We start from the raw sequence: 20506 nt of genomic DNA, 5'->3' as shown, positions 1-20506 counted from the left end.
TTGATAGCTGTTCCCGTCCTTAGATACTTATTTCACATTAGGTGAAACCATATTTTCAGGAATCACCACGGCATCAAACTGTTCCGCAGTCACCAGATTCAATTCGACCGCGACCTGTTTTAAGGTTTTACCTTCCTTATAAGCCGTTTTTGCCACCTTCGCTGCATTTTCATAACCAATTACCGGGTTTAAGGCGGTCACCAACATCAGTGAGTTATGCAGGAAGTGATCAATTTTTTCCCGGTTTGGCTCAATACCAATCGCGCAGTGATCATTAAAACTATTACATGCATCACCCAATAACTGAATCGATTGCAATAAGTTAAATGCTATCACCGGCATGAACACATTCAGCTCAAAATTACCCGAAGCCCCTGCCACGTTAATGGTCGTGTCATTTCCCAGCACTTGCGCTACCACCATGGTCATGGCTTCACTTTGGGTTGGATTGACCTTGCCCGGCATAATGCTTGAACCTGGTTCATTTTCAGGAATGCAAATTTCGCCAAAGCCACAACGCGGACCACTGGCCAACCAGCGAATGTCATTGGCAATTTTATTTAAACTGCTGGCTAAAGTTTTTAAGGCACCCGATGCAAATACTGCGGCATCCCGCGCAGCTAAGGCTTCAAATTTATTCGGTGCAGTCACAAAAGGTAAACCGGTTAATGTAGCCAACTGTGCTGCTGCTTTGACCGCATATTCAGGATGTGCATTTAATCCCGTTCCGACCGCTGTACCACCTAAAGGCAATTCATATAAACCCAATAAGGCATAATGCAAACGCTTTAAAGCATGCTCAAGTTGTGACACATAGCCACTAAATTCCTGACCCAGTGTTATAGGTGTGGCATCCTGTAAATGAGTACGGCCAATTTTAACAATATCTGAAAATTCTTTTGATTTCGCTTCTAATGTATCGCGTAGACGTGCGACCGCAGGAATCAGCAGTTCATTGATCTGCAAACTTGCTGCCACATGAATGGCAGTTGGAAATGAGTCATTGGTCGACTGCGCACGATTGACATGATCATTGGGATGCACCGGTTTTTGTGCCCCTAAAGGATTGCCCAGTTTCTGGTTAGCAATATTGGCAATCACTTCATTGCAGTTCATATTGCTTTGCGTGCCTGAACCGGTTTGCCAAACCACCAACGGAAATTGGCTATCCCATTTCCCGCTAATGACTTCTTCTGCAGCATCGACAATATAATGCGACAATTCATGAGGAATTTGATCTAACTCGGCATTGGTAATGGCTGCTGCCTTTTTTACCAGCCCCATGGCACGAATCATCGGCCGTGGTAAACGCTCCTGTCCAATTTTAAAGTTTTGCAAACTACGCTGTGTTTGCGCACCCCACATTGCTTCACTGGGAACTTCTACATCGCCCATCGTGTCATGTTCAATACGTGTCTGCATCATCAACCTCATTTCCATGTAGTTTTATAGCTTTAGCCAATTCATCTGTTTTGACATATTCAATGATCTTAATCAAACATTTTCTTAATGTAAATGATTATTGTTTGCGTTTTATTTATTAATGTCCTTTTAATGTTTGCTGATAAAAACGCCAGCCATCTTCAACAATCTGGGTAATACTGCGTTTCGGTTGCCATTGTAAAATTTCATGGGCTTTTTCCGCAGTTGCACCGACCTGATCCATTTCAGCATAACTATAAAATGGGGCATCAATGGTTTTAATTTCAGTCTGGGTAACTTTAGCCACTTCACTCAGCAAAGCGCGAATGGACATATTCTGCCCGGCTATATTAAACGCATCACAGGTATAGGGCTGAGTTCTGAGCCACTTTAAAGTTGCCATAATGGCATCGCAGCAGTCCAGCACGTGTAAGAAGCTACGTTCTACAGTGCGGTCCAAGGTCTGCGCTTGCTGACGCAGCTCAATATATTCACGCTGTCTGGCTGCTGCCTGTAAGGCCAATGGAATAATATTTTTCGGCAAAGGTGCAACGAATTCTCCGAGCACGGCGTGTTCAAAAGCACCGGCAATATTGCACAATCTTAAAATGGCAATTTTCCATTCACTGTCGGTCAAAGCAGTATCACGGATGATTTCTTCCACCATTTGTTGTGATTTTACATAGGGGTTCGGATAAGAATAGTTAAAAGGCACATCTTCGGTCAGGATCAGACTCGACTGCCCATAGACTGCCAAGCTGGATAAATGAATCAGTGTTCGGATTCCTGTGCGCTGCATGGCGCGCAGCAGACTCATGATACAACTGACATTATCGTTATAATATTCCAGCGGTTTCAGTGCCGATTCTTCTATCGATTTAAAACCGGCAGTATGTATGACCGCTTCTACAGAATATTGTTCAAAAACTTTGTTTAATGCAGGGGTGTTGCGAATATCAATTTTGACAAAGGGCACATAGCTGCCCGAAATATATTCAAGTCGTTCTAAGGTTTGTAAATTTGCATTGGATAAATTGTCGACAATGATGACTTCTTGTCCATGAGCCATCAGGCTTAACGCAATATGTGAGCCTATAAAGCCTAAACCACCAGTCACTAAAATCATTGTATACTACCCTTTTCTTATGAAGTTTGGATGCATCAATATTGGATTGGGCATTCCTCAAGTGAATTTCGATGAGCACCTTATTACTAATTACCTCCGCTCCAACCTCGATCTATGCATGGCACGCGCTAGGTCTGGCACAGGCCTTACAGGCTAAAAAGCAGCCATTTCGCGTGTTTTTCTATCAGGACGGAGTCGCTGTTGCGAATGCCTTACAATGGGTTCCAGATGACCAGCGTAATTTGACTAAAGAATGGCAGAAGCTGGCCATTCGCTTACCGGTATGTGTCAGTGCTGCTTTGACGCGGGGTATTTCGGATCAGGAAAATGCTAAACGACATCAGATTAGCCAACATAATCTTGCTCAAGGCTTTGAACTGGTTGGACTGGGTGAACTTGCCGATGCAGTACAATCAACACAACGTCTGATTCAATTCTAAGATGTTATTTTTGGGAATTTGTTGCTTTTAAAAGGTAAATTGTGTGAAATCTGTACTCGTTATTCTAACTCAAGCAAATCTTGCCAATTTACAAGTGCATGAAAGCTTGTCTGCCACTATGGTACTGGCAACGTTTGGCTGTGAAGTCAAAGTTTTGTTGCAAGATGCCGCCCTAAGTTTACTGCATTCAGAAGTGCAATTTGATCAGCTTAAACATGCCTTTAAAGTTGCTTCGAACATGGTCGATAGCTTTGAATTTTACGATTTAAGTCCGGTGCTGGTGGAAAATAAAAACCGTAACTCCATCTTCGTTGCTCAGGCTCAACAAGAGATTGAATTTGTTGAATTCAGTCCTGAGCTGATTCAAAGTTTCGATTTTGTGCTGTACTGGTAAATATGACGAGTGAAACAATAATGACGCATAAAAGTTTATATTTGCTACAAAGCAGTTTTTCAGCGACACCTGCTGCTCTGGAAAAATTAGCACAACTCTACGGCCCTGAAGATAGTGTTGTACTGATGGGCGAATCGGTCTTACAGTTTCAACAGCCATTTTTGCAACAGCTGAATCGTATCTATGTGCTGGATACAGATGCAGAAATTTTGGCAGGACAATCATCACAACATCTGCAGATTATTTCTTATGCCGAATTTGCAGATCTTTGCCTGAATTATAGCCGTTGTATCCGTTTGAACTAATTTGAGATTAATGATGAATTTAGAGCTTGACCAAGATGGTCACTTAGTCGATTACACCATTTGGAATGAACAGGTTGCGCAAGAATTAGCAAACACTTTAAGTTTAGAACTTACAACATGGCATTTTGAAGTCTTGCATGCCGTGCGCCAGTTCTATCAGCAGTTTGGACATTCACCGGCCACCCGTCCGCTGATTAAATTTCTAATGAAAACAGTCAGTTCCGACATCAATAATGCGCTATTACAAGATAAATTTCAGACTGGTTTAGTGGCACGTCATTTAAGCCGTCTGGCAGGAATTCCCAAACCACCGAATTGTCTATAATGCCCAACGGAGGGATTAAGACTGGATCTTGTGTTGTTGCAGATAATTGAAATAATCCGGAGTCAGTTCAGCTTTAATGTGCTTGGCGTGAATGGTTTCATTACATTCTGAACAGACCAGACGTGGCGTCATGCTATGCCCGCAGCTTTGATGAATGTATTGCATGGGCTGTCCCAGATCTTTATTCATCCATTGGTCTGCCCAATGTGCCATAGACATTAAAATGGGATAAAGTGCCAGCCCTTTTTCCGTCAGGCAATATTCATATCGCTCTTGCCGCTGTACATAGGGCTTTTTGACTAAAATACCATGCTCGACCAAATGCTTTAAACGGTCAGACAGCACATGGCGGGTAATACCCAGATTTTGCTGAAAGGATTCAAAACGGCGCATGCCTAAAAAAGCATTTCGCAAAATCAGCACAGTCCAGCGGTCGCCAATCACCGATAAGGTTCTGGCAATTGAACAGGGTTGTTCGCCAATTTCGTCCCATTTCATTGTGTTGAGTCACCGCGCTTAAATTGATACTAAAATGAATCGGTTTACGAATTTTTGCAAGGAATTTGTAGCTGCTCGCATGTCTGAATCGTAATCCATCCTCATGGCTCAATACCGCTGTTCAACTTTGGCTATTCGGAAATACATGAGCCTAAATCAGGACAATGATTCCTCCTAAAATAATAAGAATGTATCCATAAAAATCAAAAAAACAATACTGGAATGAAGGTAGCAAACATACCTTAAAAATGAATTTTATCCTGATTTTCTTCAATAATTTTTAACCATGCCCGCGTGGCAGGATTCATGGCAACCGTGGTATTCCAGGCCATGCTTAAGGTCCAGTTCAGGTTGGGACTTTCCAGTAGGCTGATGTTATATTTTTCCTGATCGAGCTGATCACAATAAATTTTGGGTAATAAGGCAATGCCGACATCCGATTCGACCATTTTGGCAATAAAGTCCCATTGACTGCTTTTACACACCACATGCGGTTCAAAACCGACATAATTTGCGGCCTGAATAATCATATTGTTTAAACTGAAGGTGTCGTCATAGAGCAAAAATGTCTCTTCTTTTAATTCAATAAGCTGAACTTTTTTCCGGTCTTTCCAATGGCTTGCTTTACGTGAAAGCAGACATAATGGTGAATCCATTATTGGAATTCCACTGAATTGCGGTTTTAAATGCCCCAGTAAAATCCCGACATCGACTTTTTTGGCCAAAATCGCCTCTTCAATGCCAGATGCCCCAACTTCCAGAAACCTTAATTCTATATGCGGATATTGTTTGTGAAATTTGGCAATCAGGCTACTTAAAAGTACCGAACCCAGTGGCGGCAAGCCCAGTATGAGCTTGCCCTTCCGTAAATGCCGAACTTGCTCAATGGAGTCAAAAATACGCTGCTGTTCTTCTATAATCACCAAAGCATGTTGATAAATCTGTTCGCCCATATAAGTAAGTAAAACTTCACGTTTACGTCCAGCTTGTCCCTTGTGAAATAAGGCTACACCGGTTTCTTCTTCCAGTTGGCGAATTGCTTTACTGATGGTGGGCTGGGTCACGCACAGATGTTCAGCTGTACGGGTAAAGCTTTGCAATTGCACAAGTTTGACAAAAATATTCAGGCTCTTAATATCCATAAATATTCCAAATAAGCATAATCTTTTTCTTATTATTCATAATTGACCAAGTCAGTCAAATTTAAAATATATGAAAATTCTCCTATTATATTAAGACGATGGCTATGTCACAACGATATTCGCACTTTTTGCTGATTGTGCTGCAACTCTGCATTTTAATCGCAATCTGGTTTTTAGGCTCAGTCATTCAGCATGCCTTCAATTTGCCAATTTCCGCGGGTGTGATCGGACTATTGCTGTTACTGGCTGCATTGCTGACAGGGTTCTTTAAAGTGCAATGGGTCAAAACCGGTACTGACTTTATTCTGGCAGAACTGGTTTTATTATTTATTCCCTGCGTGGTCGGCCTGGTCAAATATAAAAACCTATTTCTCGCTCAAGGCTGGCAACTGGTTTTGGCTGTTGTCCTGGGAACCCTGTGCGTGATGGTAATTACCGCATATAGCGTACACCTTGGCTTTAAAATTGAATCACGTTTAAAGCAGCGTCAGCACAGCCAAGAAGCAACCATGCTTAAACACGGGGAATAATATGAACATGATTGCAGTGCTTTGTTTTGTTCTTACTATCGTGGGATACATCTTGACGAAAAAGCTTTATCGCAAGTTTCCTTATATGCTGCTTTCCCCGGCACTTTTTGTGCCTTTTTTGTTGATCATTTTCATGGTCGTATTTCATATTTCCTATGACACTTATATGCAAGAAAGTCATTGGATTGTGTGGATGCTGGGTCCGGCAACCGTTGCCTTTGCCATTCCAATTTTTGAGTATCGTCAGGTTATTAAAGAGCATGCCATTTCAATTGGTTTAGGTATTGTGATTGGCATGCTGGCAGGTGTGATGAGTGCTTTTTACTTGGCTAAACTGTTTCAGTTTGATCAGGAAACATCTTATAGTCTCATGGCACGGTCTATTTCGACCCCCTTCGCAATGGAATTAACTTCACATATAGGTGGTTCGGTTGAACTGGTCATTTTATTTACCATGATTACAGGCATTGCTGGCGGCGTACTTGCAGATTTCGTACTCTTAAGTTTAAAGCTCAATTCACGTTTTGCCCAAGGTGCTGCTCTGGGTAATTCGGCACATGGTTTTGGTACCAGTAAGGCCTTCATGCGCCATAAAGAAGAAGGCGTGGTTGCCTGTTTAAGCATGGTACTTGCAGGGGTATTTATGGTGTTGTTTGGGCCTGCAATTATTTCGATTGTTGTCACTTATTTATAAATAAAAAGTACAAATAATGTGGAAGTGATCAGCATGATCATTTCCTACTTTAGAACCAAATAAGAGGTAGATAGAAGCTAGCTATAACAAAACTCAAAAGACTGATCGCTTCTGTAATTTCAATACTTGCCCCTACGGTATCTCCAGTAATACCCCCAATGCGCTGCATAAATTTGAATCTTAAATAAAGTACAGTCGTTATAAAACAGATACTGCTCAAAATACCAGACCAGCCCCAATATACGGATGCCATTAAACACAGGCTAATCACAAAAATTGCAGCAGTTTTTGGAATAAATTCTGCTATGGAAGATCCCAAACCTTTGGCACGTACATAGCGCGTGCTTAAAAATAACATCAGAGGTACCAAACGCCCGAGTAGCGGAAATAAAATCAGCGCTGAATAAAGTTGCTGTTCTAACAGCACATAAATTGCTGACCATTTTAATAAGCACACAATGAATAGGCTCAGTACACCAATCGGGCCACAACTCGGGTCTTTCATGATGGCCAAGGTACGTTCAGGATCACCAAATCCACCTACCCAGGCATCAGCAGTATCAGCCAGACCATCCAGATGCAAACCACCCGTCAGCCAGATCCAGACCACCAGCACCAAACTGCTTAATAAGATGACTGGAATTGCCTGCAAGCTCAGGGCGAGTCCAAACAGGATTAATCCGATCATCAAACCCACGATTGGATAAAACAGCAAGGATTGCCCGTTTTGCTGTTTCGTAGGCATCGCTTTGAGTTGTATGGGAAAGGTGGTTAAAAACTGTAGTGCAATTAAAAATGGGGGCATGTTATTGCTCCAGATATTGAAGCGTTAAATTGTCGTGTAAAACAAAGCGGTTCAGTTGCCCCAGTTCAGCCGACATTTTCAGAATATTATCCAGAGGCTGATTCATTGCCAGACATTTTAACAGTTTAATAACACCGCCATGGGTGACCACCAGCACATGTTCAAATTGCTTATGCTGCATATAAGTCTGAATCTGCTGTATTGCTTGATTGATTCGTGCATGAAACTGCTGCAGGGTTTCAGCATTCGGCGGGCTAAACTGGGAGGGTTTCTCCCAGAATTGCGCCAGTAATTCCGGTTGGGTTGCATAAATGCTTTGGGTGGTAAGTGCTTCCCAGTCACCAAAATACATTTCCTGCAAATTGGCATCCAGTACCACTTCAAGTTTCAGCTGGAATGCCAATTCATCTGCAAATATACGACAGCGTTGCAAAGGTGAACTGATTATGGCATCCCAAACCAAAGCCTTAGGATCTTGCTGTAACGCTTGCTCTACTGTCTGACGCATTTGTTGCCAGCCGGATTCGGTCAATGCATCATCCGTAGAACCCCGTAAAGTATGACTTAAACTGGTTTCACCATGACGGAGCAGATCAATGCGATACATGTTCATATCCTCAATGCAAATCCATTAAACCTTGTCGCCGATCACCGCCGCTTCAGCAAAAGTGGCCATATTGTTATGCAGGCTGCAGGCTAATTTGATGATTCCTAAAGCCGCACCGGCACCACTGCCTTCTCCCAAACGTAAATTTAGCTTGAGTAAGGGACTGGCATTCAGTTCCTGCAATAAACGCTGATGCCCGTATTCAGCCGATTGATGACCAAACAGCATCCATTCACGTACTGCCGGATTTAAACGTACCGCTACCAAAGCCGATGCCGTACTAATGAACCCGTCCACCACCATGGCCAGACCCAGTTGCGCACAACGAATATAGGCACCCACCATAGCTGCAACTTCCAGACCACCAACGGCGCATAGTGCCTTGAAAGCATCTTGACCTACATATTGCTGATGTAAAGCCAAAGCCTGATTAATCACATCTTTTTTATGGTTAAGTTGTTCTGCACGAATGCCTGTACCCACACCAGTCAATTGCTCGGCAGGCTCATTCAGTAAAAAACAGGCGATCGCAGAAGCGGAACAGGTATTGCCAATGCCCATTTCCCCTGCCACATAAATAGATGCCCCATGAGCAATAGCCTGTTCCACATTTTTTGCACCCAGCATCATGGCTTCGGCACATTGCACTTCGGTCATGGCCGGCTGTTTGGCGAAGTTGGCCGTGCCTGGAATAATGCAATGTCGTTCTACACCCGCATATTCATAAGCATCACCGACAGAACCGCAGTCAATGACTTGCAGTTTGGCATTGTATTCTTTGGCAATCACGCTGATACAGGCACCGCCACCAGTAAAGTTTTGCAGCATCTGCCGTGTTACAGCTTGCGGATAAGCCGAGATATTTTCTTCCATCACTCCATGATCACCAGCAAAAATGCTGATCCAGGGATGGTCGATATTGGGACGTGGATTATTTTGCAAACTGGCCAGTTGAATCGCAACATTTTCCAGTTCGGAAAGTGAACCGGTAGGTTTGGTTAACTGTAATTGACGCTCTGTAGCCTGTAGTCTGGCTTCTGCACTTGGCGTTTTACACGCATCTAACCACCAGTTCATTATTTCTCTCCTTTTAAAATCATCGGGAAACCCGCCACACAAAAAGCCACCTTATCGGCAATCTGTCCAAGCTGTTGATGTAAACGGCCAGATTCATCCACAAATTTACGGCTAATCTCGCCCATAGGAACAACGCCCAATCCGGTTTCATTGCTCACTAAAATGATCTGCGATTGTAACTTAGGCAGCACATCGAGTAGTTTTTGACATTCTATGGCTTGCAGATTTTCATCTTCATGCATCAACAGATTGCTCATCCATAGCGTCAGGCAATCGACCAGGATCAGCTGATTCGGCGCATCAATTTGCTGCAATCGTTCAGCCAGTGAGTAAGGTTCTTCAATCAGCTGCCAATGTTCAGGACGCTGGGTTTGATGATGGGCAATTCGCTGCTGCATTTCCGCATCTAAGGCTTGAGCTGTTGCAACATAGCTCACAGCCAGACCAGAATCTTTCGCGATTTGTTCAGCCAGACGACTTTTTCCGGAACGGACGCCGCCTAAAATAAGTTGGATCATGCATCACCCAATAAAAATTGATGGTACGGTGTTAATGGCCCCTGCAAAACCTGGGCATGATAAGTCCCAAAAGTTAATTGCCGGGTTTGAAATTCAAATTGCTGCTGTGAAATTTTTTCAATACGCTCAAAAACAGCATCACTATTCAAATTCTCTTTATATAAGCCCAAAGTAATATGAGGACAATACTGGAGGGGGGCAATTTCGTCTGAACAGGTATAGAACTGTTGGCGTATCTCGGCCAAACCTCCATCAGTATCTTCAATTTCAATAAAAAGCGCACTTTCAAAACTATTTAAGTGACCCGTCTTTAATTTAAATAAAGATTTTTGTGCTGAGTTTAAAGTTTCAATCTGTTGTTGTAATTGCTGCTGGCTAAAATCGTCATCCCAAGCAGGCTTGTGGACAGTCAAAAATCCGCAAATAAACAAGGTAATATGAAACTGGCGCGTATTGGGCGTATACAGTAGGTCGGAAAAGTGCTGACGCAAATGATGTAAATAATGCAGTAATTCAGGCTGCTGTATTTCCAGATACCAGAGTGAATAATGCATGCGCCCCTTATGCCACTCAGGATAATCCTGTGCAAGCGTGGGTACAACTGGCATAGAGGGTTTCAGAAACACGTAAAATTCACATTAAATTCAATCGGCTTATTTAACCATGAATTTTGCCAAATGAATCAAAGCTTTGGTTTAACAATATTCAGCTTATGCTGAAATTTATTCAGTTCCTTAACCAAATTCATATTTGATCGCTTTTTTGCAGACATATACTTAGGAGAGTCATTGCATCCAGTTCATACCGATGAGCCTTTAACTATCTGCCATATCATTCCGATTTAACGATATTTTCTTTTTGTCCTGCGCAATAACTATCATAGAAAAATAAATCATTAAACCTAGCATTAACAACAGCAAAAAATAATAAGGATAAGTCTTATGCCACTGATACAAGCCGGTACTCAAGATGAGGCCTAAAACAAAACTGAGGGCCTGGGTTGCGGTACACCAACTGGCGACTTTAGCTTGCATAGACTTCGGTGCATCTTTTGCCGCCCCCGTGGTAAATGCAGGAATTAAACACGCGACAGTAATCCCATAAAGAATATAAACCAACTGGAAAATACGGATATGTTCGGTCAGTACAGAAATGAGTAGTGCTGCGGTCAGGGACAAAATACCTACCCACAACAAACGATAGACTGACCATTGCAGATATCTGGAAATCAGGCTTTGCATGACCACCAGTGCAATACCCACAATTAAAGAACACTGGGAAAAATATACAGCGCCTTGCGCAATACTCATGTGAAAATGATCCTGGATATAAAAACCGGCAGTCAAATTCACAGTCACAATTGCCAGATATAAACTAAAGCCAAGCAGTAACCAGGCAGAACATTGATAAATGGAAAAATCTGTGTCTGTATTGACTGCATTTAGAGTATGTTCATGTTTAGCAGATTGAACCGTGCTGCTACGCTCAAATCCAAATACAATCACCAGACTAATCAAACTCAAAATGATCATCGCTGCCCATAACGGCGCCAGAATGCTCCACGCTAAAAGTAGAGTTGTTAAAAATGGACCGACAATCACCCCAACGCTATTTAACGCGCCAAATTTTGACATGGTCTGGCTGCGTTCTTGTTTTTCGCCATAACGGGTCATCACATAGGTTTGTAGCGCAATTTTCGGCATGGCCATAAATACCCCCGTTCCTACACGCGCCGCCATGAGCATGCCAAACAGGCTGATTAACGACACCTGAACCGATAGGCCATAGAGCAATACGGCAGTGAAAATACCCCAGGTAATGGTCATGCCAATAAAACCAAGGCTGAGCAACTGGTATATCGAAAATTTATTTTGATTTTTAGAAATATAAATGGCTGCTATCGCCATCAGTAATGCCCCACCCGAGACCATGGCACCGCCTTGCAGTTCCGACAGCTTTAACTGGCGAACCAGAGGTGCCAGCAAAGGTAAAATCATCGAAAAATTCGCCCCATTGGCCAGACTTGCCGCAATGAAGATTTTGTTATTTTTATCCATGCTTTATTTTTAATTCCCACTTGCGGTTTGTATTTATAAGAGACCAGACGCAACATACACTAGCTCTTTCGTGCTTTTTCAGAACGAAATTTAAGATTTCACACTATAGCTCAGGCCATAAGTTCGGCCTTGGACAGATAATACCAATGCAATAAATTGATTATAAAAAGATTTATAGTCAGTATTTCAGACGCTGGAATACTCAATCGCAGGTTCCCGAAGCCCACTTGGGTATTGGCAATCACATCCATTGTGGCAAGCCCATTGTTTCAGTTTGTAGCCGAGCTATATTTAATCGTATCTTGCCGGGCTTTGTCAGTACCGCCAATCGCCAAAGCTTGGACGCGCAAGATCATATTATTAAATTGTAAGACTGCTAGATCGGGTACCTTTAATGGCACGACACAAATTTCATCCAGTTCTTGCCAAGCCACCCTGAGTATTTTTTATTGATTACGAGTATTAGCCAGTGTCCACCCAGCGTCCCGTCTGGCATAATCTTATAACTTACATACATTTGATTTTTTTTACTATTCACCACGAATTCTGCGGTATCTCACGTAGCACATTAGGCTCTACAATCGGTTAAATAAGAACCTTTCAAAAAACTTCTAAACTGCTATTGATGATCAATTAAATGATAATTTTCTCATTTAGCATTGAGAAGCTAATTAAACGTCTATAAAAAAGCCCTAAATTTCTTTAGGGCTGATTAGAAGCATTGAAGTTGATTTTTATACATCTAGCACATCTGCAAATTCTGCGCCCAAGACCTGTGCTAAATCTTGTGGTTTTACTCCTATATCCAGGCCTCTTTTGCCGCCACTGACATATATTTTTTGCAACTGCTGTGCTGAAGTATCGATGACCGTTTTTAAACGCTTTTTCTGTCCAACCGGGCTAATTCCCCCGATCAAATAGCCTGTCAAGCGTTCGGCATTTTTAGGATCGGCCATCTGCAATTTTTTACAGCCCACAGCCGCTGCCACTTTTTTTAAATTCAATTGGTGATTTACCGGTAACACAGCCACAAAATAGTTCTTATCATCGGTCACCAACAGGGTTTTAAATACTTCTTCAACACTTAGACCCAGTTTTTCGGCGGCTTCCAAACCAAAACTTTTGGCATTGGCATCGTGTTCATATTCATGGATAGAAAATTCAATTTTATTTGATTTTAAAACTTTGCAAGCAGGTGTCATTTTTTGATGATATTAAGAACGAGATAAGTAAATTATATGCCTTTTAGAAATTAATGTTTAGCATGCTTAGGCTATTTTTAGATTCATATTTATCTCTAATCAATCTATAAAAACACTGAAAATCGTTTTAAGACGTATATTTTAAAACCAAATTATAGATGTGGCTAAAACCTATGCCTAAACAAGTATTAAGTGCACTCCCTATTCTACTGTCGACCACACTCAGCATTTCTGTAAAAGTCTTGATGGTGATAGTTGGTCTCTTTCTTCCTTTAATCGATCTATCTTTAATCAGGATGCTTTTACTTAAAAAACTGGTTTTATCCAAGCCACCTTCTATAGCAAGATACTGAGGTTTAAACCAGATTTCTTAAAAGTGTTATTTTTTAATTTTAAAAAATAGATCAGACAATTGATAGAGCGCGCGGACATTGCATCCACGCTTTTTTAATTAAATTGAGATTAATGTGCCAAGTTTCTGAAAATGAGTTTCAAACTATCTAGCATTTTTTCAATTTGTAATGGCGTTAAACCTTCAAAAGATTGATCTAGAACAATGTGACTAAGATCATTAATTTTTTGCACCATTTGCTCACCCAAATGAGTTAAAACGACCCGGGTAATTCGTGCGTCATCTTCACAACAATAAGTACGTACCAAGCCTTCATCTTTCAGACGGTAAATAATTTTCGTAGTGGTCGACATCTTGAAAATCAACATGTCGGATAAATCGGACACACTCGCGTTGGGTTTAGATTTTAAAGCCAGTAAAATACGACGACGAGAATTATCTAGACCATATTTTTTTAACGCATGATCCACATTCTGCACATATTGAGAATGTACTTGAGTAATCCAGTAGTATGGAAAATTATCTAGATTAAACTCAGATGCTGCAGAAAAAAATTTGCTGTATTTAGTTGACATGGTTAAAAACCTCTAATTTATTGTTGTAATTGAAATTATTTTTAAGCATCAGATACTATTCGAAACGACTTGTTTTAGCAATATATATTAAATTATTTTTATCGCTTATTGAGATTTTGAGTCTCTTATAAATTGAGTAAAAAATCTACAAAATATATTCAATGTTGTCTAACAAAATTCACATAAAATAAAAAAACCCGACAACTGGCCGGGCTTTTTTATATTTTCAAACTAGGTATGACTGCTGTTATACCTCACGTTCCTGGTGCAAGAATTGTTTTTTATTCCGGAACTTCCTGTTCCTGTATGATTTGATCATAGGATGAAAATACTGCTGCACCAATCATTCATTGAATAGTAAATAAATTAAACTTTACTTATATTATGAGTTACTACAACCTCTTAACCACAGTTATGTACCCAAATACCGTATTCACCAACAAAATAAGTGTGTGTATTTTCAACTTCTAGGTTATAAACCGTTGTGGTGACATAGCCTTCCCCTTCATCCCATTGAATGGTTTCAGGATTTACCCAGTCACCCTAACTAAAGCCATGGAAATATGCATTGGCTCGGTCTTCCTCAGGGAGTTGTTCAAGTAAGTCTTCTTTCCAATGGGTATTTTTGCTATATAACTTCCTTAAATTCGGATTATCCTTAATGGTCTCATTCCATGAAAGAATATTACCTGTAAATAAATCAACTGGTATTCCCTCACAACTTGATTCCAAACCATAATTCGGCATTATCCCTATATTTTGATCAGCAGTTGTATAAATCTCTGCATAAGGTTTAGCATTTTATCCATCAAAATTTAGGCTATATTTATTTCCATCTTTATCTACGACTACATCTTGGTTTGTTATTTGATTAGCAGTAACCCAACCTTTTCCGTCTACCCCAAAAAGATGTTCAGGTGTTACGACAAAGTCTACATGAGGAAGTGCTAAATCTGTAATACCAAATTTTGTCCGAACCTCTTTATCTAATTTTATTCTTTCAAATAAAGAAAGTTCTGGATTTATCTGATATTTAAATTTCATAAAGATTACAGGCTGATGTTCTGTTTTTATGACTTGGGTTACGGCTTGAAAGCTTTGCTGTCCTGTTACTGGATCAGCACTGAGTACCCGATCTCCTATTTGAATTTGTTGTATTTGAACCAGCCTATGCTCAGAACCAGTGTACCACCGACAAAGCAAGTATGATTGGATGTATTTGATGTCTGTATTTTTTGATAATTAATCGTAAAACTATCATTGGTCTGCTTTTCCATGGCTTGTTTAAACATATCACTATTTATAAAATCACGGCTTAGATTTGTGAGGTCTTTTACCATCTTGATATTCCCCCTCCTTTAATAATTGAGATACCTTCTAATGTTCCTTCCTATTTCCTCATTAAGGCTGTCTGCACTTATCTCTTATGATCTAAGATCATTAACTTCTCTTATATTTCCATGTATCTTTAATTGATGACTGTGAATTCATTCTAAAATCAACTTTATACACGTTATCCAAAACCATATATTTATATCACTTAGATTCTCAGATGAAGTGCAACAGAAATTAATTTAGCGAGGAAGCAAGATGAGATAGCATTTTGCTTCCAGACTGACCAAAGTCAAAGTTGCACAATGAACTATTCTCATCTCACTCAAGAAGAAAGATATCAGATTTATGCTTTATGACGTGAAGGTTTTTCCACAGGTCATATTGCCCGCAGATTAACCCGTGCTCCCTCTACGATTTCCAGGGAGATCAAACGCAATCGAAATGGCTACTTTGCCAAGCATGCTCACAAACTGGCTAAAACACGCCATATTTCGAACCATAGAACCATAAATTCCACTGTATGGAAACAGGTTGAAAGCTATCTTGCTTTGCAATGGAGTCCTGAACAGATCGCCTCTCAAGTTGCTGTCAGCATGCATTCGATCTACCGTTATATCCAACAGGATAAAATAAAAGGAGGTGACCTGTATTTGCATTTACGTTTTAGAAACCAGCGTAAAAGAAAGTATGGACACCCAGAAAAGCGCGGGAAACTCAATAACCGTAAAAGTATTCATGACAGACCGCAGATCATTGAGCAGCGGTCACGTTTTGGAGATTTAGAAATAGATACGATTGTCGGCAAGAATCATCATCAGTCTCTGGTTTCAATCGTCGATAGAAAAACCGGCTACTTATGGTTAAAGAAGTGTAGCACTCGTAAAAGTCAGGAGGTGGGTGAAGCAACGGTTCACTTGCTAGATCCAGTCAAAGAGAAATTACACTCCATCACTGCCGATAATGGTAAAGAGTTTAGCTTGCATGAACAAATCGCTGCTGAGTTAGGAATAGAATTCTACTTTGCCGATCCTTACAGTGCATGGCAGAGAGGGACGAATGAGAATACCAATGGTTTGATCAGGCAATATATTAGAAAAGGAAGTGATTTAAGGGACTATTCAGACGACTATATTACTGAGATTACTCACCGGCTCAATCATCGCCCAAGAAAAAGACTCGGATTTAAAAGCCCGAGTCAGGTATTATTCCAAGAACATGGGGTTGCACTTCAAATGCTAATCTAAGTCATATAAATCATTAGCTTAATCTTAACTAAAAAGCCCAATCTTTACAATTGGGCTTTTTAAAATGATGTTTCGTATTTCACACCTATTCTTTCAATCCATCTTAACTTTGTAGAGACAAACCAAACTTCTTGAATATGCTGGCACGGCGTTTTGGATGAATATTAGCTTTGCTTAAATCGCCTTTATAATGGTCGAATACGCGTTTATCCATCATTTTGAACCAGAGCGATGGAATCATTGCTGGCAAGAGCATGGTCGCGTAACCACTAGGCAATTCAGGCGCTTCATCAAAATGGCGTAAGGCCTGAAATGGTCGTGTCGGATAGGCATGATGGTCGGAATGACGCTGCAACTGGTATAAAAACAGGTTGGTGGTAATATTGTTATTGTTCCAGCTATGCTCCGGCATGGTACGCACATAAGTCCCATCTGGTTTTTTATCGCGCATTAAACCGTAATGTTCAATATAGTTAATAATTTCAAATAAGCTCACCCCATAAAAAGCCTGCGTGACTAAATAAGGCACAACCTCTTTACCAAATAATTTCAGCATGATGGCATGAAAACCAGCACTCATTGCCCAACCTTGAAATAGCTCATTTTCCGCACTAAAGAAAGATAATCCTTTGCGTTTTAAACGGTTTTTTTCAATTTCAATGGCCGACTTGATGCCGCCAAACACCGTTCTTGGCCAGAATTCATAGAAACTTTCCCCCATTTTTGAAGATGCCGGATCTTCAGGGGTTGCCGCACGCTTATGGTGTCCATAAGGATGTTCAACACGAAAATGATTATAAAACAGCGGGCTTAATGTGGCATGGGCAAGATAATGATCTTTCTTATGCGGTCTATGTGACAGCTCATGTGCTGTATTCACGCCCACACCATTAATCGCCCCCATGGAAATTCCCAACAGGATCTGATCGACAAAAGAAGTTTCTTTACGGCTCACTACATAACCGGCAAAAAGATTGGCAGCCATTTGTAAAGGAATGAATAATTTTACAATGCGGTCATAATAAGGATCTGCCACCAGCGATTTAATTTCGTCATCATTGGGATTATTACTGTCATTGCCCACCAACGCATCAATACTGGGAATAATCACGTGCAGCAATAAAGGGCCACCCAAGGCAAATATTTTTTTCGTAGCTTTAGGGCCAAACTGGTAACCAGCCAAAATTCCCATGCCAATCACTGGTAAACCCGGGCTCAGCAGCCACCAATAACGTTTTTTATCGAGTGCCAGACCTGAAGCAGTTTGCATGGTTAAAGTTGTTTTTTGATCAATTTGTACTGGTGCATTCATGCTCGCGATCTTCCTTATTTTCTGTTCTCCCTTTATATTTCTAGAAATGCAGCATCAAGAACAGTTGTAAACGTCCAAAAAACCTATGCAAACGTTCTTGGCGTAAATAGCCCAAATTTGTCCTATAAACACATGCTGCAATAAATTCAGGCTTTTTATAATTTTTAATCAAGATGAAGACAGAAACATAAGACATGGATGCCTTAAGTAAAATTTTTGATGATATTCATCTAAATAAATCTGAATATATTTATTTAAAACCGCAAGGTCACTGGGCCTATGTTTATCAGGAACAGGATGCCATGATTGGCTATGTGGTTCTGGTGGGCACGCTCAACATACAATTTGAATCGCAAAAAATGCTGCAACTGGAAGCGGGAGATTTGATCTTGATCCCTTCGGGACAAACCCATAGCTGCCACAGTAATGATAAAAAAAATTTAATTGAAGTAATTAATATTACAGGGCTTTTTGATGAAAAAAGGCAAGAAACCATTGAATTTGGCAGTGAGAGTAGTGGTGAACCTGCGCTGATTTTGGCCATCCGTTGTCATATCGATACTATTATGGCCCGGCCTTTACTGAATGCCCTGCCCGACTATATCCATATTCAGCATATTACCGGCAGTACCGCGCCTGAATGGCTGCAAATAGGCCTACATTTTTTGGCCGTGGAAGCCTATCAGCTGCGTCCGGGTCGTGACAAAATTCTCGACCATCTGGTGAGTATTCTTTTTATTGAATGTGTACGCGATTATATTGCCCGGTTACAGGACTCAAATAACTGGCTGCGAGCACTTTCCCATACCGAACTGGCCAATGCGCTGGCAGCCATTCATGGCAAACCTGAACAGCCCTGGACCGTTGAAAGTCTGGCCGAACAATGCTGTATGTCGCGCTCCAAATTTGCAACTTTATTTAGCACGATTGTTGGTGAAACACCGCTGGCTTATTTACAGCAATACCGCTTCCGTTTGGCATCGCAGCATTTGCGTGAAGGGCAACTATCTATCCAGCAAATTGCCCATCGTGTCGGATATTCTTCCGAAACAGCCTTTAGTCAAACCTTTAAACGACTGTTTAATCTAACTCCGAGCCAATATCGGCAGCAATTCCAGTAAATTATGCCTGATCAGCGACTGCATTCAAGGTATTCAGAATCGCCTGAACCGGATCTTCACTATTGCCTGCCAGCAGCTGCTTGTGCATGGTGATGTGCTGCATGGCCTGAATCTGTGCAGTCTCCCTGTTCATCAGTTTTTCAATTTCAGCCGCCAGATTTTCTGGGGTAGCATCATGCTGAATCAGTTCCCGAATGACTTTTTTTCCAGCAATAATATTCGGCAAGGAATAATACGGAATCTTGATCAGCAATTTAACCAGATGATAAGTCAGCCAGTTCAATTTATAGAAAGTAACCATAGGACGATGTAACAGCATCGCTTCCAGTGTGGCAGTTCCTGAAGCCAATGCCACAATATTGGAAGCATTCATCACTTGACGGCCAATTTTGGATTCCGTATCGGTATTTTCCAGCAAACACACTTTAGCCACAAAATCTGCCGGATATTGTTGCAGCAATGTCTCAATCTGCTGCTTGCGTGCATCATTAATCGCAGGAATTAAAAACACATATTCAGGATGCTTTTGACTGATGATTTGCGCTGCATCCAGCACCAAAGGGCCGAGACGTTCAACTTCACCACGGCGGCTTCCCGGTAACAGTGCAATATGTTTTTGTTCTACATTTAAGCCCAGCTCTTGCTTGGCTTCAATCAATGGATTTTGCAAAGGCAATTGACTGGCCAATGGATGCCCGACAAAAGCTGCGGGCACATCAAACTTTTTATAAAAGGTTTTTTCAAACGGAAATAAACACAACACTAGATCGATACTGGCTTTAATGCCATGCACCCGTCCCTGACGCCAAGCCCACACCGAAGGACTGACATATTGCACGGTTTTAATCGGCAGATTTTTCTGCTTTAAACTTTTAGATAAACGTAAATTAAAGTCTGGTGCATCTATACCGACAAAGACGTCGACTGGATCTTTGCTCCAGGTTTCAAGCAGTCCATCACGCACGGCAAAGAGTTTTTTAAGATCTTTAAGCACTTCCACAATGCCCATGACCGATAAAATATCCATCGGATAATAGCTTTTGAAACCTTCAGCAATCATCTGCGGACCACCGATGCCTTCAAATTCAGCATCAATGCCTTGCTCTCGAAAACGGCGGATGAGTTTAGCGCCCAGTGTATCTCCAGACACTTCCCCGACAACGATACCGATTTTAAGCTTCCGATTTTGCAAGACTTTTATCCTCTTTATGCCGTATATTTTGCAGTTGGGTCTATTTTAACATAGGCCTTTCAATTTAATTGATCAGCCACTAAGCTTTTAAAATAATTCAAAACAAGCGTTGTTTTATAAAATATCTATGTTGGGTTTAATTCAGCAATAACTTCACACAGAAGTCATTCAGCCACTACAAGCTACTTGGCAATAGTGGCGTAACCATTCTGCCTGGGCAATTATTATATCCA

The 20506-nt window shown here is 41.1% G+C and carries 24 protein-coding genes and 1 pseudogene; 8 read left to right on the top strand and 17 right to left on the bottom strand.

What is annotated here, in order from left to right; translation table 11 throughout:
* Positions 1–27: 27 nt before the first annotated feature.
* Together fumC and LZZ98_RS07645 are read right to left on the bottom strand one after the other, a co-directional pair.
* On the bottom strand, positions 28–1422 hold the full coding sequence (gene fumC, locus LZZ98_RS07650; protein WP_237787427.1) for a class II fumarate hydratase: 1395 nt from the start codon (positions 1420–1422) through the stop codon (positions 28–30).
* Between the two features lie 118 nt (positions 1423–1540).
* Positions 1541–2548, bottom strand: coding sequence for an SDR family NAD(P)-dependent oxidoreductase (locus LZZ98_RS07645; RefSeq protein ID WP_237787330.1), 1008 nt, complete (start codon positions 2546–2548; stop codon positions 1541–1543).
* 71 nt (positions 2549–2619) lie between these two features.
* Here LZZ98_RS07645 and tusD point away from each other — a divergent pair, with 71 nt between their 5' ends.
* The 4 genes from tusD to LZZ98_RS07625 are packed head-to-tail and all read left to right on the top strand — an operon-like array spanning position 2620 to position 4012.
* Positions 2620–2988, top strand: a complete 369-nt coding sequence (gene tusD, locus LZZ98_RS07640) for a sulfurtransferase complex subunit TusD (RefSeq protein ID WP_237787329.1) — start codon at positions 2620–2622, stop codon at positions 2986–2988.
* Positions 2989–3031: 43 nt separating this feature from the next.
* The gene (locus tag LZZ98_RS07635) at positions 3032–3382 is read left to right on the top strand and encodes a hypothetical protein (protein ID WP_237787328.1); all 351 of its coding nucleotides are present in this window, start codon (positions 3032–3034) and stop codon (positions 3380–3382) included.
* A 20-nt stretch (positions 3383–3402) separates the two neighbouring features.
* Positions 3403–3687, top strand: coding sequence for a DsrH/TusB family sulfur relay protein (locus LZZ98_RS07630; RefSeq protein ID WP_237787327.1), 285 nt, complete (start codon positions 3403–3405; stop codon positions 3685–3687).
* Between the two features lie 13 nt (positions 3688–3700).
* Complete coding sequence (locus tag LZZ98_RS07625; RefSeq protein ID WP_237787426.1) at positions 3701–4012, top strand: TusE/DsrC/DsvC family sulfur relay protein; 312 nt, start codon at positions 3701–3703, stop codon at positions 4010–4012.
* 15 nt (positions 4013–4027) lie between these two features.
* Here LZZ98_RS07625 and LZZ98_RS07620 read toward each other — a convergent pair whose 3' ends face one another.
* Positions 4028–4510: a winged helix-turn-helix transcriptional regulator gene (locus LZZ98_RS07620; protein WP_237787326.1), complete on the bottom strand. Its 483-nt coding sequence runs from the start codon at positions 4508–4510 to the stop codon at positions 4028–4030.
* 242 nt (positions 4511–4752) lie between these two features.
* The gene (locus tag LZZ98_RS07615; RefSeq protein ID WP_237787325.1) at positions 4753–5652 is read right to left on the bottom strand and encodes a LysR family transcriptional regulator; all 900 of its coding nucleotides are present in this window, start codon (positions 5650–5652) and stop codon (positions 4753–4755) included.
* Positions 5653–5756: 104 nt separating this feature from the next.
* Between LZZ98_RS07615 and LZZ98_RS07610 the strand changes: the two genes are divergently transcribed.
* On the top strand, positions 5757–6182 hold the full coding sequence (locus tag LZZ98_RS07610) for a CidA/LrgA family protein (RefSeq protein ID WP_442862697.1): 426 nt from the start codon (positions 5757–5759) through the stop codon (positions 6180–6182).
* A gap of 1 nt (position 6183) precedes the next feature.
* On the top strand, positions 6184–6876 hold the full coding sequence (locus LZZ98_RS07605; RefSeq protein WP_237787323.1) for an LrgB family protein: 693 nt from the start codon (positions 6184–6186) through the stop codon (positions 6874–6876).
* Between the two features lie 49 nt (positions 6877–6925).
* On the opposite strand, the gene LZZ98_RS07600 is transcribed toward LZZ98_RS07605, so the two are convergent.
* From LZZ98_RS07600 to LZZ98_RS07555, 11 genes are all read right to left on the bottom strand, one after another.
* Entirely contained in the window at positions 6926–7681 is a 756-nt protein-coding gene (locus LZZ98_RS07600) for an adenosylcobinamide-GDP ribazoletransferase (RefSeq protein WP_237787322.1), read from the bottom strand.
* A 1-nt stretch (position 7682) separates the two neighbouring features.
* Positions 7683–8294 (bottom strand): histidine phosphatase family protein, encoded by a 612-nt coding sequence (locus LZZ98_RS07595; protein ID WP_237787321.1) that lies wholly within the window; start codon positions 8292–8294, stop codon positions 7683–7685.
* 18 nt (positions 8295–8312) lie between these two features.
* Entirely contained in the window at positions 8313–9365 is a 1053-nt protein-coding gene (cobT, locus tag LZZ98_RS07590; protein ID WP_237787320.1) for a nicotinate-nucleotide--dimethylbenzimidazole phosphoribosyltransferase, read from the bottom strand.
* A complete protein-coding gene (gene cobU, locus LZZ98_RS07585) occupies positions 9365–9883 on the bottom strand; it encodes a bifunctional adenosylcobinamide kinase/adenosylcobinamide-phosphate guanylyltransferase (RefSeq protein ID WP_237787319.1) in 519 nt (172 codons plus the stop codon). Before cobU ends, cobT begins: the two co-directional genes overlap by 1 nt.
* Complete coding sequence (locus tag LZZ98_RS07580; protein ID WP_237787318.1) at positions 9880–10491, bottom strand: 2'-5' RNA ligase family protein; 612 nt, start codon at positions 10489–10491, stop codon at positions 9880–9882. Before LZZ98_RS07580 ends, cobU begins: the two co-directional genes overlap by 4 nt.
* A 207-nt stretch (positions 10492–10698) precedes the next feature.
* Positions 10699–11940 carry an MFS transporter gene (locus LZZ98_RS07575; protein ID WP_237787317.1) on the bottom strand — a complete coding sequence of 414 codons (1242 nt, stop codon included), beginning with the start codon at positions 11938–11940 and terminating at the stop codon, positions 10699–10701.
* Between the two features lie 269 nt (positions 11941–12209).
* Positions 12210–12374 (bottom strand): hypothetical protein, encoded by a 165-nt coding sequence (locus tag LZZ98_RS07570; protein ID WP_237787316.1) that lies wholly within the window; start codon positions 12372–12374, stop codon positions 12210–12212.
* A 300-nt stretch (positions 12375–12674) separates the two neighbouring features.
* Positions 12675–13142, bottom strand: a complete 468-nt coding sequence (ybaK, locus tag LZZ98_RS07565; RefSeq protein ID WP_237787315.1) for a Cys-tRNA(Pro) deacylase — start codon at positions 13140–13142, stop codon at positions 12675–12677.
* A 462-nt stretch (positions 13143–13604) separates the two neighbouring features.
* On the bottom strand, positions 13605–14069 hold the full coding sequence (locus tag LZZ98_RS07560; RefSeq protein WP_237787314.1) for a MarR family winged helix-turn-helix transcriptional regulator: 465 nt from the start codon (positions 14067–14069) through the stop codon (positions 13605–13607).
* A 402-nt stretch (positions 14070–14471) separates the two neighbouring features.
* Complete coding sequence (locus LZZ98_RS15605) at positions 14472–14588, bottom strand: hypothetical protein (RefSeq protein ID WP_442862699.1); 117 nt, start codon at positions 14586–14588, stop codon at positions 14472–14474.
* Between the two features lie 282 nt (positions 14589–14870).
* Entirely contained in the window at positions 14871–15113 is a 243-nt protein-coding gene (locus tag LZZ98_RS07555; protein ID WP_237787313.1) for a hypothetical protein, read from the bottom strand.
* Between the two features lie 662 nt (positions 15114–15775).
* On the opposite strand from LZZ98_RS07555, the pseudogene LZZ98_RS07550 reads away from it, so the two are divergent.
* Positions 15776–16648 (top strand): annotated as a pseudogene (locus tag LZZ98_RS07550) (IS30 family transposase); the annotation flags it as partial.
* 103 nt (positions 16649–16751) lie between these two features.
* Here LZZ98_RS07550 and LZZ98_RS07545 read toward each other — a convergent pair.
* Positions 16752–17960, bottom strand: coding sequence for an alkane 1-monooxygenase (locus tag LZZ98_RS07545; protein WP_237787312.1), 1209 nt, complete (start codon positions 17958–17960; stop codon positions 16752–16754).
* Positions 17961–18154: 194 nt separating this feature from the next.
* Here LZZ98_RS07545 and LZZ98_RS07540 point away from each other — a divergent pair, with 194 nt between their 5' ends.
* Complete coding sequence (locus LZZ98_RS07540) at positions 18155–19081, top strand: AraC family transcriptional regulator (RefSeq protein ID WP_237787311.1); 927 nt, start codon at positions 18155–18157, stop codon at positions 19079–19081.
* A 1-nt stretch (position 19082) separates the two neighbouring features.
* Here LZZ98_RS07540 and lpxB read toward each other — a convergent pair whose 3' ends face one another.
* Positions 19083–20273, bottom strand: a complete 1191-nt coding sequence (gene lpxB, locus LZZ98_RS07535) for a lipid-A-disaccharide synthase (RefSeq protein ID WP_237787310.1) — start codon at positions 20271–20273, stop codon at positions 19083–19085.
* Positions 20274–20506 lie beyond the last annotated feature (233 nt).

It is taken from the genome of Acinetobacter sp. SM34, assembly GCF_022012365.1.
GTDB lineage: Bacteria > Pseudomonadota > Gammaproteobacteria > Pseudomonadales > Moraxellaceae > Acinetobacter.
The sequence above is the reverse complement of the archived record's forward strand: the minus strand, read 5'-3'. Positions and strand labels throughout refer to the sequence as shown.

Bases quoted from the DNA above. Each gene is read 5' to 3' on its own strand.
- fumC (WP_237787427.1), bottom strand. From the start codon at position 1,422: ATGCAGACACGTATTGAACATGACACGATGGGCGATGTAGAAGTTCCC.
- LZZ98_RS07645 (WP_237787330.1), bottom strand. From the start codon at position 2,548: ATGATTTTAGTGACTGGTGGTTTAGGCTTTATAGGCTCACATATTGCG.
- tusD (WP_237787329.1), top strand. From the start codon at position 2,620: ATGAGCACCTTATTACTAATTACCTCCGCTCCAACCTCGATCTATGCA.
- LZZ98_RS07630 (WP_237787327.1), top strand. From the start codon at position 3,403: ATGACGCATAAAAGTTTATATTTGCTACAAAGCAGTTTTTCAGCGACA.
- LZZ98_RS07625 (WP_237787426.1), top strand. From the start codon at position 3,701: ATGAATTTAGAGCTTGACCAAGATGGTCACTTAGTCGATTACACCATT.
- LZZ98_RS07620 (WP_237787326.1), bottom strand. From the start codon at position 4,510: ATGAAATGGGACGAAATTGGCGAACAACCCTGTTCAATTGCCAGAACC.
- LZZ98_RS07615 (WP_237787325.1), bottom strand. From the start codon at position 5,652: ATGGATATTAAGAGCCTGAATATTTTTGTCAAACTTGTGCAATTGCAA.
- LZZ98_RS07610 (WP_442862697.1), top strand. From the start codon at position 5,757: ATGTCACAACGATATTCGCACTTTTTGCTGATTGTGCTGCAACTCTGC.
- LZZ98_RS07605 (WP_237787323.1), top strand. From the start codon at position 6,184: ATGAACATGATTGCAGTGCTTTGTTTTGTTCTTACTATCGTGGGATAC.
- LZZ98_RS07600 (WP_237787322.1), bottom strand. From the start codon at position 7,681: ATGCCCCCATTTTTAATTGCACTACAGTTTTTAACCACCTTTCCCATA.
- LZZ98_RS07595 (WP_237787321.1), bottom strand. From the start codon at position 8,294: ATGAACATGTATCGCATTGATCTGCTCCGTCATGGTGAAACCAGTTTA.
- cobT (WP_237787320.1), bottom strand. From the start codon at position 9,365: ATGAACTGGTGGTTAGATGCGTGTAAAACGCCAAGTGCAGAAGCCAGA.
- cobU (WP_237787319.1), bottom strand. From the start codon at position 9,883: ATGATCCAACTTATTTTAGGCGGCGTCCGTTCCGGAAAAAGTCGTCTG.
- LZZ98_RS07580 (WP_237787318.1), bottom strand. From the start codon at position 10,491: ATGCCAGTTGTACCCACGCTTGCACAGGATTATCCTGAGTGGCATAAG.
- LZZ98_RS07575 (WP_237787317.1), bottom strand. From the start codon at position 11,940: ATGGATAAAAATAACAAAATCTTCATTGCGGCAAGTCTGGCCAATGGG.
- ybaK (WP_237787315.1), bottom strand. From the start codon at position 13,142: ATGACACCTGCTTGCAAAGTTTTAAAATCAAATAAAATTGAATTTTCT.
- LZZ98_RS07560 (WP_237787314.1), bottom strand. From the start codon at position 14,069: ATGTCAACTAAATACAGCAAATTTTTTTCTGCAGCATCTGAGTTTAAT.
- LZZ98_RS07555 (WP_237787313.1), bottom strand. From the start codon at position 15,113: ATGAAATTTAAATATCAGATAAATCCAGAACTTTCTTTATTTGAAAGA.
- LZZ98_RS07545 (WP_237787312.1), bottom strand. From the start codon at position 17,960: ATGAATGCACCAGTACAAATTGATCAAAAAACAACTTTAACCATGCAA.
- LZZ98_RS07540 (WP_237787311.1), top strand. From the start codon at position 18,155: ATGGATGCCTTAAGTAAAATTTTTGATGATATTCATCTAAATAAATCT.